Below are 16,830 nucleotides of genomic sequence, written 5' to 3' on the forward strand. Positions count from 1 at the left end.
TCTGTTAGTCAACTTCGGCGCCAGCAGCCCATATCCTGCGTTGCTGTTCCTCGCCATAGCGGGCTATGACTCGTCACGGCGCCTTGGCTCTGGGCCGCCGGCATCCGAATTTGAGCTAACGAACTAGCCACACAGGCCACTAGCAGAGCGTAGAGGCAAAGAAGCCGCGAGCATCGCGCAATCGGCTCTGAGGGACAATGATCTGCGTCATTCTTGTGTGGAGCTGCCCGATGTCGGCCGCTGATGGTTATGTCCGGTCAGGTAAATCCCTTGGCTCGACGTGTTTTCCCGTCGGGCCTAGAATGAATGCCTATTTCTTGGTGGTCTGTTTGTCATGCCTTCTGAATGCCAGCTATTCGGCACCCTTGGTTGCCATCTCTGTGAACTTGCCGAAGCCGAAGTGATGCCCTTGGTCGAGCGCGGTTTGTTGGTGGAACTGGTCGACATTGCCGAAAACGAAGCATGGGTCGAAGACTACGGCTTGCGTATCCCGGTCCTGCGACGTATCGATACCGGTGCCGAACTGGATTGGCCCTTCGATGCCGAGCAGGTCGTAGCTTTTTTGCGTTGATCAATACTGGCTCTGCGCTTGTCGATCCTTCTGTAATCCGTTGGCGAGAGACGTAATATTCGGTTACTGTATGTCTATACAGCTGTCGAGTGTTCTGCCATGTCTCTCAGCTGGCGAATCAAGAAAACAGAGGGATATCCCATGGTCAATGTCGAACAATTGAAGAGCAGCGTGAACCGGATGTCCGCTGACGTCGTCCGCGAGGCCGTGCTCGAATTGCGTCTGGATGGTCTGGTCACGGAAGGGAAAACTCCCTTCAACAAGCTGCACTTCAATACTTGCTTCGCTGAAATCGAAGCCTTGTTTCAGCGCGCGGGTTACCACCGGCAGCTGGATGTGGTGGGTTATCAGGGGGTGTTGTATGCGCTTTATGATCCAGGACGCTGGGAGGCTGTTGATGTACTGCGCTGGCTCAAAGAGTTTACCGAAGCCGCGGCGCAGCCCGGGATGACTCATGCCTGAGGGCCGTGAGTTGCCTGTGCCCGAAACTCTCCTAGGTTCACTTGCGCCCTTGCTGGATAATGCCTGCCTGCACTAATGCTCAGAGCCTTTGTATGTCTACGCCATCTTTTAACGCTGCACAGAATCAAGCGAGTACGTTGTATCTGCCTCCGGGCTCATGGCCGACCGTGCTCGAGTGCCTGTGTGAACACTTTCGTGCTATCAGCCGCGAGCAATGGCTGGACCGGATCGCTCGTGGGCGCGTTCTGGACGGCAATGGTGTAGCGATTACCGTTGGCTTGCCATACAGGGAAGGTCTGCGGATACATTATTTTCGTGAGGTGCCTGACGAAAAACCGATCCCGGTGCTGGAGTCGATTCTCTATGCCGATGAGCATCTGGTCGTTGCGGATAAACCGCACTTTCTACCGGTCACCCCGGCGGGTGAGTATGTTGAACAGACCTTGCTGCGACGTCTGATCCGTCGTCTGGATAACCCGCATTTGGTGCCGTTGCATCGAATCGACCGGCATACGGCGGGGCTTGTGTTATTTTCGGCCAATCCCGAGAGCCGTTCGGCTTATCAGTCGTTGTTTCCTACCCGCAAAATCGAGAAACGCTACGAGGCTATTGCCCGAGCTTTGCCGGAATTGTCATTCCCATTGGTTCACAAAAGCCGATTGGTCGATGGCGAACCCTTCTTCCGCATGCAGGAAGGCTCTGGGGTCAGCAACACCGAAACGGCTGTCGCGGTCAGTGAAAAAAACGGTGAGCTTTGGCGTTACGCGTTGTCTCCCGTCACAGGTAAAAAACACCAGTTGCGGGTGCACATGAGTGCGTTGGGGGCGGGTATTTGTAATGACCCGTTCTATCCCGATGTCCTCATGGATGCCGAAGATGACTATGCAAACCCGCTGAAGCTGCTGGCTCAAGGTTTGCGCTTTATCGACCCGCTGACGGGGCAGGGGCGTCATTTTGAAAGCGAAATCACCTTGCAGTGGTGATTCCCGGTAACGGTTGCGTCAGGTTATTGAGGCGCTGATCGGGGCTTTTTTCCCCGTAAAAACGATAAAACCCGCACAAGGCGGGTTTTATCTATATCTGACTGTAGCCGTTGGGCTTACAGGTCTTTAACGGTACGAACCTGATTTTTGTTGATGCGGGTGCGTTTGCCGTCAAGCTGTTCGAACTCGTAGAAACCCGAATCCTTATCGAATCTGGGTGTGTCGACAGACTGGATTTCACGGCCGTCATTCAGAGTGATCACAGCGGGCGATGCGCAACCGGCGAGCGTGGCGAGACCCAGTGCAAGCATCAGGGTGGCGAGTGTCCGTTGAATCATTTGGTGTCTCCGAATTGAATATTTTTGATTACTGATTTGAGACGTATACAACGCGCGCAAGCTCCTTGGCTAGCGTCAATCCGACACGCTGTTGTGCTGGCGTAACAGCTCAGGGGTATTCAAATTGGCCAGACGTTGATCGTTTTCGGGGCACTGCAAGGCGTTGGCTCCCAGCCTGCGCATGAGTCTGCCCGGACTGCGTTCACCGTCATCCCAAGCGCTTTGGAAAGCAGCCGCGAGCGCCGTCGGGATAATGCACAGCAGTGGTTCCCAGTGCTCCCCATGGCGCAGCATCAGCGGTTTGTCCGGATGCTGACTGGCGGTTTCGCGCATTGCGTTCAGCAGACTGGCATCAATTTGCGGTACGTCGCAGGGCAATACCAGCAGATGAGTATGTCGAGCAACCGCCAGCCCTGCGCGAATACCGGCCAGTGGGCCAGGGAACTCGTCGCTGTCGTCCTGGACCAATTGGTCGGCAAAGGGCGCGTATTTATCCTGGTTGCGGTTGCAGGAGATGATCAGATCATCACTCAACCCGCGCGTCTTGCGGTGCAGATGAGCAATCAATGGCTGGCCCTGCCACTCCAGCAAACCCTTGTCCTGACCGCCCATGCGTTGCCCGCGCCCGCCCGCCAGGAGGAGAATGGAGCAGGGCGGCAGTTGAGTATTCGAATTCATGAAGCGTCTCCGCAGGGGCAGCGAAACAGGACGCTGTGATATAACACCGGGCTGTTTCTCCTACAACTGGATCGAGCCTATGAAAGCCAAGGCTGATGTACCTTTTGCACCGTTGAACATCGCGGTGTTGACTGTCAGCGACACCCGCACCCTGGAAACCGATACTTCCGGACAGGTCTTCGTCGACCGTCTGAGCGCCGCTGGCCATAACCTGGCCGCGCGGGTTCTGCTTAAAGATGATCTCTACAAAATCCGCGCGCAAGTCGCGACCTGGATAGCCGAAGACGTCGTGCAGGTGGTGTTGATTACCGGCGGTACCGGGTTTACTGGCCGCGATAGCACGCCGGAAGCGGTCAGTTGCCTGCTCGATAAACAGGTTGATGGTTTCGGCGAGTTGTTCCGGCAGATTTCGGTCGCGGACATTGGCACTTCAACCGTGCAATCGCGGGCCTTGGCCGGATTGGCCAATGGCACGCTGGTGTGTTGCCTGCCAGGCTCGACCAATGCAGTTCGCACCGGGTGGGACGGGATCCTCGCAGAGCAACTGGACTCGCGGCATCGGCCGTGCAACTTTGTCCCGCATCTGAAGCAGGCCGCACCCTGTGAATCCCGTGGATAAGCCGGGCAAGACCGGAGCCTTGATGCCGGTCGAAGACGCGTTGGCGCGCTTGCTGGCCATGGCTCAAGCCTCGCCGATTCGCGAGTGCGAGCAGCTGCCATTGGCACAGGTTCAAGGCCGGGTTTTGGCTGAGGATTTGATTTCGACCCTGGATCTACCGCCCTGGCCTAACAGCGCGATGGATGGCTATGCGTTGCGCCTTGCCGACTGGAACGCAGACGCGCTGGCGGTCAGCCAGCGGATATTCGCAGGTCAGGCACCAGAGCCGTTGGCACCGGGCACCTGTGCGAGGATCTTCACCGGCGCTCCCGTGCCCGCAGGGGCCGACTGCGTCGAGATGCAGGAAAATGCTGAAGTGCTGGCCGATGGATGTGTGCGCTTCACCGAAACACTGCGCGCGGGACAGAATATTCGTCCACAAGGCCAGGAAACTACTGTCGGTGAACAGGTGTTGTCGGCGGGCACTCGCCTGGGACCGATCGAGCAAGGTTTGGCTGCTTCCCTGGGCTGTGCGCAGCTGAATGTGATTCGCCGGGTGCGGGTGGCCGTGCTGTCTACTGGTGACGAGCTGATCGAGCCAGGACAACCGCTTGGGCCAGGGCAGATCTACAACAGTAATCGCGTGCTGCTGTGCAGCTGGTTGCAGCGCCTGGGTTGCGAAGTGGTTGATGCCGGAATCTTGCCTGATGATCTACCGACCACCCGTAACCGACTCGCTGAGTTGGCAGATGTTGACCTGATCCTTTCCACGGGTGGTGTATCGGTGGGAGAAGCGGATTTCCTCGGCGTCGCCCTGCGTGAAGAAGGTGAGCTGGCGCTTTGGAAACTGGCTATCAAACCCGGAAAACCGCTGACTTTTGGACACTTTAGAGGCGTGCCGGTGATCGGTTTGCCGGGCAATCCTGCGTCGACCCTGGTGACGTTTGCGTTGTTGGCCCGGCCTTATCTGTTGCGCCGACAGGGGGTGGTGAAGGTGCAGCCGTTGCAGTTCCAGGTGCCAGCAGGGTTTGTCTGGCCCAAACCGGGCAACCGTCGAGAGTACCTGCGAGGGCGCCTGGAGCATGGGCGAGCAATCATCTATAAAAATCAGAGCTCCGGGGTATTACGCAGTGCGGCCTGGGCCGAGGGATTGGTTGAAGTGCTGGAGGGGCGCACGCTGGCTGAGGGCGACTGGGTGAACTTCATTCCGTTGAGTGAAGTGCTGGGGTGAGCCTTGGCGGCTCAACCGGGCCCGGCCTGAACAGGGCCGGGCGCAGTAATAGTCTGGAGCGGGCTAGCGGATCAGCGCTTGCAGAAGTTGACCGAAACGGCTGTTGGAAATCCAGGCCAGAAGAGTAATCAGCATCAGCAGCGCTGCTGCTACAGCCGAGCAGGCGAGCATGCCCTTGATGGATTTAGCGTTGCCAGGCGATTTATCGAGACCGTCGTGCATATATTCCGGGCGAGCAACCATACGGCGGGCGTTTACATCGCTGGGTAACGCGCTCCTCTGCAGCTGATCGATAGTCGGGTTTGAGCCCCTTGAGAGCTTCTCATTGTTCATGTCCATGCACTTCCTTGTGTGAGGCGTCGTTCGCGCGAAAAACAATGGCTTACGAAGCTTACGAACGTTCTTCGATTACCTCATTCAGGTCAATTAAGCCGATTCGCAGTGTGCTGTCAGAAAATTTACCGGAGGATGGGCGGCTTGATTCGATAGCTGTCGGGATGATCAATAATCGGTTAGTCATCGAGGCTGATGATCGATCCGCTCCGACATGCCAGCCATTGCGCGCTGCCCTTCCTGGCCTGGATTCAGTGCCGGAGAAAAGCCCCGTGCGTCGTTGCTGATGAACAGTGCCAGGCCCTGAGTTTTCCTGAACTTCCAACAGACGGTCGGCCAGTTCCTGGGGCTGAAACTTGATCGATTTCAGCGAGTGACGATGCTGGACCCAGATGCTGGTCAATGCGGCCAGATTCAATGCCACCAGTCGAAGGGTGCTGGCTGCGCAGCAAACCTTCGTCGAACGCCCCGCGCGCGCCCCGGTAAGGCGTAAATAGACGAAGCACGCGCGGTGATCGGGGCCACGTCGACACTGCACAGTTAAAAGTGCGCAGTTTCTGGCCCGACGGCTGGCAGGCTTGTCGACAGGGGTACGCTCTGCGTGACTTTGGCCATCTGGGTGATTTCCACCTGCAACTTATCCTTGCCGACCAGGTCGTCGGCCAGCTTCTGCGAAAACGGCCAGTAGTTCAGTTCGGCAGTCAAGGTGAGCGGCCCGACGGCGTCGGTCGGCACCATGAAGGAGAACGCCCGAATATCGTAGCCCTTGGGCAGAATGCGGTTATCCGAGAGAATTTGCGTGGCATTCCAGACATCGACGTCCAATTCTTTGCCGTCCTTGTCGCCCATGTGCACTTTGAAGTTTCGCGTGTCCTCCTCGGTCTTACCGTCCTTGATCGAGCCCAGCCGATAGAGCTCGCGACCACTGGCATCGAGCACCCGGAAATCGATCCACATCTCCCGTCCCTCCGGAAAGCCGGTCGGCAGCTTGTGCCCGGCGCCGACATTGGCAACTTTGACAGCTACCGAGGTGTATTGCCCGGGAATGATGGCTGCCGGCAGTTGCTGGAACTTTATTTCCCCTGCGCGCGCGAGCATGTCGCGCGAGTGTTGCGCGCCCTCTTCCTGACCAAGATGCTTGAGCACCATAGAGTTGGCTCCGCTGAACCAATGCGAGGCGACCTGTTCGCGGTCTGGCCCCATGATCGCGGCCTTACCCGCAAAACTCGACATATGGCAGCTCTGGCAGGTTTTATCGTCAAGGCTGTAGGAGCTCTCCTGCCATTCGTCATAGGTGCGCTCGACCGCCACACTGCTGAACGGGTGCGTGACGTTGTGGCAGGTGGCGCAAAAGTCCGAGCGCGTGTGCAGAGGGGAATACACGGTGTCGTGATAGGGCGAAACGGCGTCTTTACGCGGGCCGAACTTAGTCGGTTTACCGTGCGCTCGAGGGCTCAAGACATAGGCGCCGTTATCGAGGCCCGTGCGGGCACTGATGTTGTGGCAGGTCTCGCAATCGACCCCAGGCATCGGATGATTCTTCGCGCTGTCTTCAATCGAGGAGCGGTTGAGTTCCGAATTGATCTGCCCGGTCGTGAGACCGATCGGGGTATGGCAGCCGGTGCAGAAGTTATCGACCTTGCCCCCGGTGGCCGAGCTCGCACGCTTGAGCAAGGCCCGATAGATGGGTTCATCCCAGGCTTGGGACATCATCGACGAGCGCCACTGCTTGTAGATCTCCGTATGGCAAGCGCCACATATCTGGGCATTGTCGAAGTCCTTCACATTCAAAACCAGGTTGCCAGTGGTATTGGCCCGATGCGGAAAGAACGGCATACCGCCATTCACATGCATGAGCTTGGAGCGTGCCGGCTCCAGCCACTTTTCATTACCTTGATTGTCATTGCCCTGAGGTTCGTCGGCCGCAACCAGCGTTACCGTCAGCAGGCCGGCTAGAAAGCACAAAAAACGGCGAACTAAAGGTCTGTGCCTGGGCGAGTGTTTGCGTATAGGGTTAAAGCGCAAACCTGCACGCACCACGAAAAACGGCATGAACAATACCGTCAGCGAAATATTCAAGTCGATAATGCTTGGCCTGACATTCTCCGGTACATTGAATAAGGCCGCGAAAGAGCCGGCGCACATCATCCATAGAATAATCAAAGCCAATAACAAGTGCAGCGCTACCTGCAATAACGTGTGTTTATGGTGGTTCATGAAAGTTTCCCCAAGACGATTGCAGAGGGTGACCGCAACACGTCTATTGAGTTGACAGAGGTACTTCATGATTCATGCCGATGGTTATATGTAATCACTCAATGGGGCACTTACAACTCCCCGACTCTCCACCTTTCATGAACGGGACAAACTCACTCAGCAATTACTCTGCCAGCATTGTGACAAAATATGCGTGACAGCCTGAAAGCCCCGTAAACACTGGCTTGAACCTGAAGTGTTGGGTTCATCAAAACGCGAATACTGCTGGGTAATGGCACCCATTAGTGGGGGGGGTATACCGAAGTTGGGGGAGTGTGTGACCGCTCTTTCTGCCCGTCGCTGCTCATCTCCGCCCGGCAGGCTTTTAAACTAACGAATGACTCGCTCGACACACAATATTTTAAAAAAATTGACTACTAAAATTTTCCATTGCAGCTAGAGTGAATCTAGGTAGCCGCCACACTGTGACAGGAGGGCATTTCAATTCAGTATATAAAATAGCGCTTCGCCTAATTTGACTACGCTTCACGCCAGCCAACTTCGAGTCGACGTGATAACTCGCGCGAACAGAAATATTTCTGGCCAGGAATTCATCTCGCAAAAGGAAAGTCCCCGAACTCGGCAACCCCAAACTGAATCGAGTAATGTCATCATGAAGAAACACTTGAGCATCCTTCGAACCATCAGCTTGACCTGCGCGGTCGCAGGCGGACTGGTTGCAGTCAGTCCGCCCTACAAGATTGCCCTCGCCGCTAAAGGGCCAGCGCCAGCAACAGCGCCACAGCCAGCAACCGAGACGCAATCATCACAATCAAACAAACTGCAGTCGCTACGCGGCATGACGCCGCCCGACCCGTCGGGAACCGAGGGCGGACGCAAGGTCGATCTGATGACTGACTACGTGCAAAATCGCGCAGCGGCGATCCAATTGGGCAAGGCCCTTTTCTGGGACATGAACGTCGGCAGCGATGGCTCCACCGCTTGCGCGACTTGCCACTTTCACGCCGGGGTCGATCACCGGATCACCAACCAGCTCAATCCCGGCCTGAGTAACACCGATGCGAACGTCGCGTCGCTCTTCAACAAGCCGTTCGCAGCGTCCAGCATTCCTGGCGACGTGGCCTCATTCACAACCAAATCCGGTGGCAAGGGCGGCCCGAACTACACGCTCAAGAAAGCCGACTTCCCGACCCATGTGCTGGCTAATCCGCTCGATCACAATTCGACGATCCTCTACTCGACCGACGATGTGACCGGCTCACAAGGTGTGTTCGACGCCAAGTTCATCACGGCGTCTCAATCGCGTTTCGACAATTGCACGCAGCTGCCGGACGGCATCTTCCATGTGGGTGCCATCAATGTCCGTCGTACTACCGGGCGCAACGCACCCACGGTGATCAACGCCGCCTTCAACGTGCGCAATTTCTGGGATGGTCGGGCCAACAACGTCTTCAATGGCTTCTCGCCGTTCGGCAATCGCGATCCTGATGCTGGCATCTTCGTCACCAACGATGCCAGCGGGGTTGCGGCCAAGGTGCGGCTAGCACTCAACGATGCTTCTGCCGCCTCGCAGGCCGTGGGACCTCCCGGCAGCTCAGTCGAAATGTCCTGCGGTGGGCGCACCTTCGCGGACATCGGCCGACGCATGCTCGACAGGCAGCTGCTTACCCAACAGAAGATCGCACCAACCGATTCGGTACTGGGCGCTTTCTCCGGCGCAAACCGACCCACCTACCGTGACATGGTCCAGAAGGTCTTCCAGCCACGACTGTGGAACGCGACGCAGCAGGTTTCGCTGGGCAGCACGCCGTATAGCCAGATAGAGGCCAATTTCCCACTCTTCTTCGGGCTCGCGATCCAGATGTACGAATCCACCCTGGTCTCTGATCAGGCGCCGCTGGATGACTACTTGAACGGTAATCGTCAGGCATTGAATGCCCAGCAAGTCACTGGCATGGGTATTTTCACTGGCAAGGGCAAGTGCGTTAAATGCCATGCTGGACCGGAATTGACGAACGCAGCCAGCAGTTTGCGGCTCCTGGCCGGTGGGCGCGTCAACCGTATTACGATGGCTGACAACCTGACGACGCTCCTTGACAGAGGCTTCTTCAACACAGGTGTGCGCTCGACTTCGGAGGACCTGGGGGCCGGCGGTACGGACCCATTTGGTAACCCGCTGTCTTTCACCCGCGAATACAACACCATGCTGCAAGGCGGAAAAGTGCCTGACCCTTTTACTGTCAACGTTTGCACATTCGACGTGCCATTGAGCTCGGCGATACCCTGTGACCCGACGCTCACGCCCAAAGTCGGCTTCCGCGATTCTGTCGATGGGACCTTCAAGACACCGACGCTGCGCAACATCGCTTTGACCGGGCCGTATTTCCACAATGGCAGCCGGGCGACCCTGCAACAGGTCGTGGAGTTCTACAACCGAGGCGGCGACCAGCGTGGCCAGGATGCGAACAACACCAGCGGATTCGACCATCCCAGCGTAAATCAGCACAACGCCTCGAACCTCAGTCCGGATATAAAACCCCTGAGCCTGTCCTCCACTGACATTGACGCACTGGTCAAATTCATGGAGGTCGGGTTGACCGATCCGCGGGTCGCATGGGAGCGAGCTCCATTCGATCATCCGGAGCTGTTCATTCCGCAAGGCGCAGTGGGTGACGAAAACAGCGTGACCGCACAGGCGGCTGATCTCACGGCAACGACCCAGCGGGCGGCAGATGCGCTAGTGGTGATTAAACCCGTCGGCGCAGAAGGTCGCACACTCAGTCAGGGACCTTTGCAGCCGTTCAACAACGACCTTCCTTGATTTGGATGCAGGGTCCGAACGACTGCAACTCCCAAAGCTAGTTATGTCAGCCAACAAAAAACCCGCCAAGTGGACCTTGAGCGGGTTTGGCCATTAAGTGAGTCAACTAAGGACGTGAGTCGACCAAGGGGCGGCATAATACTACGTGAGATACCGTTGGCTGCGTTCTGGATACAGGTCCAAAGCGTCAGGGATTCAAGATTTTTTGGACGTTGGTAGCCGTTCTTGTCGGGCATTCACCAAAGACTCGGCTGAGAAAGTGAGTAGCCAGTCAGTTGTGTTTGTCGGTCACGGATATGAAGTATTCAATGGCGATATTGCCGGGTAATGCTCAAGTTGCAGGGCGATCCCTTGACACTGAATATCCGGATCTTTTACGCACTCACACTTGGCGCTCTGCGAGAGAAACCAGCGTAAACGGCTTGGGATGATATGACGGGCGAGACTGACTCTGCCCCACCTGGAAGGCAAATGCATTGATCAGAGAAACTTGTTCACTGTCATCCAGGCCGAGCTTGCCGGTATTAAGATCGATGAGTTCGAGTTGCCAGGCCATCAAGGTAAAGCAGTCTTTCAAGGCATCCAGAGCCTGATCGTGCAGGTCCATATGGTTTCGCGCGTGGGTTAGCAAACCATGAATATGCCGCGAGAATTCGGAAACTGCCTGGATTGCCAGTGCATCAGCCTTGTTGGCAAGCCTGAGCAGAGTACTCAGCATGCAGTCGATGGCGTCCTTGTCATTGCTGATCAGTTGCAGATGACTCAGGCATTCCTCTGACTTGGCCAATAGCGATTCAGCTTCGAGGAGAAACTCGGGAAGTCTTTGAGGCCACTCTTTTCCGCCGTTCAGCATGCTTTTCTCCACAACATCATGTCAGGTGGGGCGAACGACCATAATCTAATGCAGACTTTTGAGCGGTGTCTGTAGTCTATTTCTGATTGTTACTGGTCTGAGATAAGCAGTGTGTTTGTTCTCGGCGAATCATTCAATAAGCCCGAAGAGGCAATCTTTAACTGGCTGGAGATAGCCAGCCGTAGGGGCCGAATGGCACAGGCAAGTAAACGGGAAATGGCGCCTGGCCGCGGTCCTGCAATCACTGACAAAAGCCTGACTCCATTTATGCAATGAAAATGACATCAGATTAATGGCTATTGGATACTGCGAATATCAGGTCGGACCTGATTGTCAGTAGGGGATTCCCTTGGATGAGGGGACCTTGCGTAGACACCGAGGTCACGCGATGGGAAATGCAGCTGATTGAATGACGAAGCCAGTAGAGCATGATGTCAGTATGATATCGGTGTCGTTGCATGTCATTTTGTTTGAGGGTCAAGGTCCGGCGCAATCCGCCGATAACTCTCTTTAGTGAATTCATCAGAACACGCCCAGGAGTCATTAATGGCTGGCATTCTCGACACGGTAGATCAACGCACGCAGCTGGTGGGTGAGAATCGCCTGGAAATTCTCATGTTCCGTCTGGCCGGTCGGCAGCTTTTTGCGATCAACGTCTTCAAGGTGCAGGAAGTGTTGCAGTTGCCCAAGTTGACGCTGATGCCTCAGCGCCATCCGTTTGTTTGCGGCGTGGTCAATCTGCGCGGCCAGACACTGCCGGTAATTGATCTGTCCCAGGCGATCGGCATGCGACCTCTGGTGCCAGGACCTGATAGCACGATCATCGTGACCGAGTACAACCGTTCTGTGCAGGCGTTCCTGGTGGGTGGGGTCGATCGCATCGTCAACATGAACTGGGAAGCGATTCTGCCACCGCCGACCAGCGCCGGTCGCCAGCATTACCTGACCGCCATCAGCAAGGTCGACGATCAACTGGTCGAGATCATCGACGTGGAAAAAGTACTGGCCGAAATCGTGCCGTACAACGCCAAGGTGTCTCGCGACAAGCTCGATCACCCAGTGCTGGCGCGCGCCCGCGGTCGCGAAATGTTGTTGGTCGATGATTCCAAGGTGGCCTTGTCGCAATTGCGCGATACCCTGGGCCAGCTTGGGGTGAAGATGCACATCGCCAGCGACGGTCTCAAGGCGCTGAACATGCTCAAGGCCTGGGCCGACACCGGTGTGGTCATGACTGACAAGCTGCTGATGATCTTCACCGATGCGGAAATGCCAGAGATGGATGGCTACCGTCTGACCACTGAAATCCGTAACGACCCGCGCCTGCGCGGTTTGTATGTGGTACTGCACACCTCGTTATCCGGCAGCTTCAACGATTCGATGGTGAAAAAGGTTGGTTGCGACAACTTCTTGTCCAAATTCCAGCCGGACAAACTGGTCGACGTGGTCCGTCAGCGTTTGATGCTGGACGAAGTCCCCGCCTGAGGACCTCTAAAACAGACCTGTAGGAGCCGAGCTTGCTCGCGATGGACGTTAACGATAACGCGCGCTTGCTGAATAAACGCGCCGCCCTTGAGTCCATCGTCGGAACGCCGCCCTGACCAATCGAGCGTCGATCGGCTGCTCCTACAGGGGCACAGCGCAGTCTGCCTTTGATTCAGCGATCAAGCTCGTATAGGGTGGCGTTTTGGCCCAACAGGGAGCTGGCTCATGCTGCGTCTCAGCGCGCTTTATCGTTACCCACTCAAGTCCGGCAAGGGCGAACCGTTGCAACAGATCACCCTGGATAAACTGGGGCTGGACGGGGATCGACGCTGGATGTTGGTGGATGAGGACAGCGGACGTTTCCTGACCCAGCGTGCGGTACCGCAAATGAGCCAGCTCTCGGCCTTGTGGAATGCGGCTGGCGGCCTGACCCTCAGTGCTCCAGGCCGTTCCCCCATCGACGTTTCTTTACCCGACGATCACGCTGAACTGCGCGGTGTGACCATCTGGCGCGACACCTTGCGGGTTCCGGATGCGGGCGATCAGGCGGGTGCCTGGCTGAGTGAGTTCATCGGCAAACCTACGCGGCTGGTGCAGGTGCCGCTCGAGCGTGCGCGCACCACTCAGGCTGGCTATGGTAGAGACGACGATCAAGTTGCGTTTGCCGATGGCTTTCCGCTGTTGCTGATTGGTCAGGCTTCGCTTGACGACTTGTCGAGCCGCGTCGGCCGCCCGCTGGAAATGCTGCGTTTTCGCCCCAACCTGGTGATCGAGGGCAGTGAAGCCTTTGCCGAGGATGGCTGGAAGCGGATTCGCATCGGCGACGTCGAGTTCCGGGTGGTCAAGCCTTGCTCGCGCTGCATCCTGACCACCATCGACCCGCAGACGGGGGCGCGCAGTGACGATCGTGAACCCTTGGCCACGCTTCAAAAATACCGGGCGCAAGAAGATGGCGCAATGTTCGGCCAGAACCTGGTCAACGACGGCAATGGCCGGCTTGAAGTCGGTATGCCGGTGACGATTGTCGAATAATGAACGGTCCTGAATGAAAAATGCCCGTATCGCTTGATACGGGCATTTTTGTATTCGCCGCAAAAAAACCTGGGTTTAAGATCGGTTTTAGCCGCGGTATTCGCACAGGTAAGCAGTGTCGACTGCGACTTTCAGTTGGAACTTGCTGTTGGCCGGGACATTGAACTGGCTGCCAGCGGCGAAGGTTTCCCAGTCACTGCTCTCAGGCAGTTTGACGGTCAGTGCGCCGGAGACCACGTGCATGATTTCCCGCTGGCTGGTGCCGAATTCGTATTCGCCCGGTGCCATGACGCCGATAGTTGCCGGACCTTCGGCGGTTCCGAAGGCAATCGACTTGACGGTGCCGTCGAAGTACTCGTTGACTTTAAACATGGGAGATTCCTCGAAATGGGCTAAAAAGGCTGGCCAGTATGCACAAGCCTAAATAGCTCGTCACCCCTCTAGACCGGAAGAATCAGCGGTAATAAGCGTGCGGTATTGCGTGCATCCTCCAGTGCCCGATGCTGTTGACCATTGAACTGCATCCCGGCCAATTGCAGCGCACCATTAAGCCCCAGCGGGCGCTCCAGTCGACGGGCCTTGGCAAAGCGCTGCTTGAGGTTAATGTGGGGCACCTGGCTGAGCGCACTGTGCAACTGCAGTCGCTGCCATTCCTGTTCCAGTTGCTTGCGATCGTAATCCCCCCAACTGGCCCAGCCGTCGAGACGCGATTGATGCTGGCCGAGCCAGCGCTCGAATAGCGGCCAGACCTCGGTCAAGGGCTGGGCGGCGTCGATATTGGCCTGGGTGATATGCGTCAACTCGCGACAGAAGGGCGTCAGCAGTGGCCGACGCAACGGGCGCACGAATCGCTGAAAGCTATCCAGCTCCCGGCCTTCGCGGTTCACCAGTGTGGCGCCGATTTCGATGATTTCCATCTCGGCCACAGGCCAGCCTCCGTCATCTGTTGTCGCTTCAAGGTCTATTACCAGCCAGTGAGGCATCGCAGGCTTCCTGATATCCGCGTCCTTATGAGGCTTGAGCGTAGCCAAACCCGACGGATCCGCCTAGTGGCCTGTGTGGTTGGTTCTGTTAGTCAACTTCGGCGCCACATGCCCCTATCCTGCGTTGCTGTTCCTCGCCATAGCGGGTTATGACTCGTCACAGCGCCTTGGCCAGGGACTTCTGGCATCCGAATTTGAACTAACGAACTAACCGTACAGGCCACTAGATGACCTCGAGCAGTATTTGTCGGTTTTTTACTTGATCGCCCTGGCTGACTTGTATTCGCTTGATCACCCCGTCGATCCCTGCTTTGAGCGGATGCTCCATCTTCATCGCTTCGAGCACCAGCAATAGCTGGCCTTTAGTGACCTGGCTGCCTTCTCTGACCAGGACGTCGACGATGGCGCCATCCATTGGTGCTTTCAGGGTGCCGGAGCTGACGCAGGCCTGACTGCCGACCAGCGCCAGGGTTTGATCGCGCAAGTGCAGGCTGCCGGGACGGGTGAACAACCACAAGTGCCCGGCGTCGAGCCGATAGGCGTAACGGCGGCGGATGCCATTGATTTCAAGATTGACCCAGCGGTCGTCGCCATCGAGCAACTTCAGTTCGAGTGTTTTCCCTGCTTGCTGAACCTGAAACTGTCTGGACGCCAAAGCGCTCAGTTCCAGCGACCACTGCACATCATCCAGGCCGATCCGGTAATGCTGTGCAACACTGGCGCTGTTGCGCCAACCCGCCAGCTCGGTTGAATGGAGACTGGCCGAATGCTGATAGAACAACGTGGCGGCGATGGCCAGTTCCTCAAAGGTTGGTGTGTGCGGGCGCAAGCTGGGGTCGTCGGCGAAGTGCTGGGCAATGAATGCCGTACTGAACTCACCGGCAATGAACTGCGGGTGTTCAAGCAGATTGGCCAGCAAGCGTTGATTGCTCTGCAGGCCTAGTAACACGCAGTCCTCGACCGCTCGCAGTAACTTGCGTCGCGCCTCTTCCCGAGTGGCGCCATGGGCGATGATCTTGCCCAGCAGAGGGTCATAGAACGGGCTGATAGTCTGGCCCTCGAGCAGGCCATGGTCGATGCGCACGCGGTCCTGCAGTGCCGGTTCCCAGCGCGCGACCTGACCTGCCTGTGGCAGAAAATCCTCTGCCGGGTCTTCGGCGTACAGGCGCACTTCAATGGCATGACCCTTGAGTTCGACCTGCTCCTGACGCAATGGCAGCGGCAGTCCGGCGGCGACGTTCAGTTGCCAGGCCACCAGGTCCAGGCCGGTAATCAGTTCAGTCACCGGATGCTCGACCTGCAAGCGGGTGTTCATCTCCAGAAAGTAAAACTGCCCGCGCTGATCCAGCAGAAACTCCACCGTACCGGCACCGACGTAGTTCACCGCGCGACCGGCCTTGAGTGCTGCTTCGCCCATGGCCTGGCGCAACTCGGCGGTCATCACCGGGCAGGGCGCTTCTTCGATGATTTTCTGATGACGGCGCTGGATCGAGCAATCGCGCTCGCCAAGGTAGATCAGGTTGCCGTGCTGGTCGCCGAACAGTTGGATTTCCACGTGTCGCGGTTCGATCAGTGCGTGTTCCAGAATCAGCTCGTCGCTGCCAAATGCGTGCAGGGCTTCGGAGCGCGCGGTGCGGATTTGCTCCAGCAATTCGCAGGCCTCATGCACCAGGCGCATGCCGCGCCCGCCACCACCGGCACTGGCCTTGATCATCAATGGATAACCGATGCGTTCGGCTTCGCGACTCAGGGTGGCATCGTCCTGTTCCTTGCCTTGATAACCGCCGATGCACGGCACGCCCGCGGCGAGCATGGCGACTTTGGACAGCCGTTTGCTGCCCATCAGCTCAATGGCTTCGGGGCCGGGACCGATAAAGGTGATCCCGGCACGTTTGCAGGCCGTGGCAAATGCGGCGTTTTCCGATAAAAAACCGTAACCGGGATGGATCGCATCGGCGCCGCTGCGCTGTGCCGCGTCGATGATGGCGGCGATGTTCAGGTAGGACTGCTGCACGGGTGGCGGGCCAATGTTCACCGCTTCGTCGGCCAGGCGAACATGGCGTGCGTCGGCATCGGCGTCACTGAATACCGCGACTGTGCGGTAACCCAGCGCCTGGGCCGTGCTCTGGATGCGACAGGCGATTTCACCGCGATTGGCGATCAGGATTTTGCGCAAGGCTGGCATGGGGTGGTTCCTTGGGATCTGTGTTGTTTGTGCTGCCGCCATCGCTGCTCCTACAAGGCCGTT

General features: G+C 57.2%; 16 protein-coding genes and 1 pseudogene. 8 read left to right on the forward strand and 9 right to left on the reverse strand.

Going from position 1 to position 16,830, the window contains the following annotated elements:
* Nucleotides 1-334: 334 nt before the first annotated feature.
* The 3 genes from AC07O1_RS08985 to AC07O1_RS08995 all read left to right on the forward strand — a co-directional run bounded on the left by AC07O1_RS08985 (nucleotide 335) and on the right by AC07O1_RS08995 (nucleotide 2,016).
* Entirely contained in the window at nucleotides 335-571 is a 237-nt protein-coding gene (locus tag AC07O1_RS08985; RefSeq protein WP_494992441.1) for a glutaredoxin family protein, read from the forward strand.
* A 141-nt stretch (nucleotides 572-712) separates the two neighbouring features.
* Nucleotides 713-1,033 (forward strand): transcriptional regulator, encoded by a 321-nt coding sequence (locus tag AC07O1_RS08990; RefSeq protein WP_494992440.1) that lies wholly within the window; start codon nucleotides 713-715, stop codon nucleotides 1,031-1,033.
* Between the two features lie 92 nt (nucleotides 1,034-1,125).
* The gene (locus AC07O1_RS08995) at nucleotides 1,126-2,016 is read left to right on the forward strand and encodes a pseudouridine synthase (RefSeq protein ID WP_495088544.1); all 891 of its coding nucleotides are present in this window, start codon (nucleotides 1,126-1,128) and stop codon (nucleotides 2,014-2,016) included.
* Between the two features lie 116 nt (nucleotides 2,017-2,132).
* Here the strand turns inward: AC07O1_RS08995 and AC07O1_RS09000 are convergent, their stop codons facing one another.
* Nucleotides 2,133-2,354, reverse strand: coding sequence for a YgdI/YgdR family lipoprotein (locus AC07O1_RS09000; RefSeq protein WP_494992438.1), 222 nt, complete (start codon nucleotides 2,352-2,354; stop codon nucleotides 2,133-2,135).
* 75 nt (nucleotides 2,355-2,429) lie between these two features.
* Nucleotides 2,430-3,032, reverse strand: a complete 603-nt coding sequence (mobA, locus tag AC07O1_RS09005; protein WP_495088545.1) for a molybdenum cofactor guanylyltransferase MobA — start codon at nucleotides 3,030-3,032, stop codon at nucleotides 2,430-2,432.
* A gap of 79 nt (nucleotides 3,033-3,111) precedes the next feature.
* Between mobA and moaB the strand changes: the two genes are divergently transcribed.
* Together moaB and AC07O1_RS09015 are read left to right on the forward strand one after the other, a co-directional pair.
* Nucleotides 3,112-3,651 carry a molybdenum cofactor biosynthesis protein B gene (gene moaB / locus AC07O1_RS09010; protein WP_489071459.1) on the forward strand — a complete coding sequence of 180 codons (540 nt, stop codon included), beginning with the start codon at nucleotides 3,112-3,114 and terminating at the stop codon, nucleotides 3,649-3,651.
* A gap of 22 nt (nucleotides 3,652-3,673) precedes the next feature.
* The gene (locus tag AC07O1_RS09015) at nucleotides 3,674-4,861 is read left to right on the forward strand and encodes a molybdopterin molybdotransferase MoeA (RefSeq protein ID WP_495088664.1); all 1,188 of its coding nucleotides are present in this window, start codon (nucleotides 3,674-3,676) and stop codon (nucleotides 4,859-4,861) included.
* Between the two features lie 63 nt (nucleotides 4,862-4,924).
* Here the strand turns inward: AC07O1_RS09015 and AC07O1_RS09020 are convergent, their stop codons facing one another.
* The 3 genes and pseudogenes from AC07O1_RS09020 to AC07O1_RS09030 all read right to left on the reverse strand — a co-directional run bounded on the left by AC07O1_RS09020 (nucleotide 4,925) and on the right by AC07O1_RS09030 (nucleotide 7,411).
* Entirely contained in the window at nucleotides 4,925-5,194 is a 270-nt protein-coding gene (locus tag AC07O1_RS09020) for a hypothetical protein (RefSeq protein ID WP_495088546.1), read from the reverse strand.
* A gap of 307 nt (nucleotides 5,195-5,501) precedes the next feature.
* A pseudogene (locus tag AC07O1_RS09025) lies at nucleotides 5,502-5,621 on the reverse strand (sensor histidine kinase); the annotation flags it as partial.
* A 113-nt stretch (nucleotides 5,622-5,734) separates the two neighbouring features.
* On the reverse strand, nucleotides 5,735-7,411 hold the full coding sequence (locus AC07O1_RS09030) for a multiheme c-type cytochrome (protein WP_495088665.1): 1,677 nt from the start codon (nucleotides 7,409-7,411) through the stop codon (nucleotides 5,735-5,737).
* Nucleotides 7,412-8,063: 652 nt separating this feature from the next.
* Here AC07O1_RS09030 and AC07O1_RS09035 point away from each other — a divergent pair.
* A complete protein-coding gene (locus AC07O1_RS09035; protein ID WP_495088547.1) occupies nucleotides 8,064-10,232 on the forward strand; it encodes a cytochrome-c peroxidase in 2,169 nt (722 codons plus the stop codon).
* A gap of 382 nt (nucleotides 10,233-10,614) precedes the next feature.
* Here the strand turns inward: AC07O1_RS09035 and AC07O1_RS09040 are convergent, their stop codons facing one another.
* Nucleotides 10,615-11,085 carry a hypothetical protein gene (locus AC07O1_RS09040; RefSeq protein WP_495088548.1) on the reverse strand — a complete coding sequence of 157 codons (471 nt, stop codon included), beginning with the start codon at nucleotides 11,083-11,085 and terminating at the stop codon, nucleotides 10,615-10,617.
* 546 nt (nucleotides 11,086-11,631) lie between these two features.
* On the opposite strand from AC07O1_RS09040, the gene AC07O1_RS09045 reads away from it, so the two are divergent.
* On the forward strand, nucleotides 11,632-12,567 hold the full coding sequence (locus AC07O1_RS09045; RefSeq protein ID WP_494992430.1) for a chemotaxis protein CheV: 936 nt from the start codon (nucleotides 11,632-11,634) through the stop codon (nucleotides 12,565-12,567).
* A 225-nt stretch (nucleotides 12,568-12,792) separates the two neighbouring features.
* The gene (locus AC07O1_RS09050) at nucleotides 12,793-13,599 is read left to right on the forward strand and encodes an MOSC domain-containing protein (protein WP_495088549.1); all 807 of its coding nucleotides are present in this window, start codon (nucleotides 12,793-12,795) and stop codon (nucleotides 13,597-13,599) included.
* A gap of 87 nt (nucleotides 13,600-13,686) precedes the next feature.
* Here AC07O1_RS09050 and ppnP read toward each other — a convergent pair whose 3' ends face one another.
* The 3 genes from ppnP to AC07O1_RS09065 all read right to left on the reverse strand — a co-directional run bounded on the left by ppnP (nucleotide 13,687) and on the right by AC07O1_RS09065 (nucleotide 16,767).
* Nucleotides 13,687-13,971, reverse strand: coding sequence for a pyrimidine/purine nucleoside phosphorylase (ppnP, locus tag AC07O1_RS09055; RefSeq protein ID WP_258699842.1), 285 nt, complete (start codon nucleotides 13,969-13,971; stop codon nucleotides 13,687-13,689).
* Nucleotides 13,972-14,039: 68 nt separating this feature from the next.
* Nucleotides 14,040-14,582, reverse strand: a complete 543-nt coding sequence (locus AC07O1_RS09060; RefSeq protein ID WP_495088550.1) for a 3'-5' exonuclease — start codon at nucleotides 14,580-14,582, stop codon at nucleotides 14,040-14,042.
* A gap of 223 nt (nucleotides 14,583-14,805) precedes the next feature.
* The gene (locus AC07O1_RS09065; protein ID WP_495088551.1) at nucleotides 14,806-16,767 is read right to left on the reverse strand and encodes an acetyl/propionyl/methylcrotonyl-CoA carboxylase subunit alpha; all 1,962 of its coding nucleotides are present in this window, start codon (nucleotides 16,765-16,767) and stop codon (nucleotides 14,806-14,808) included.
* Nucleotides 16,768-16,830 lie beyond the last annotated feature (63 nt).

The organism is Pseudomonas sp. GW821-FHT07G10 (genome assembly GCF_059418545.1).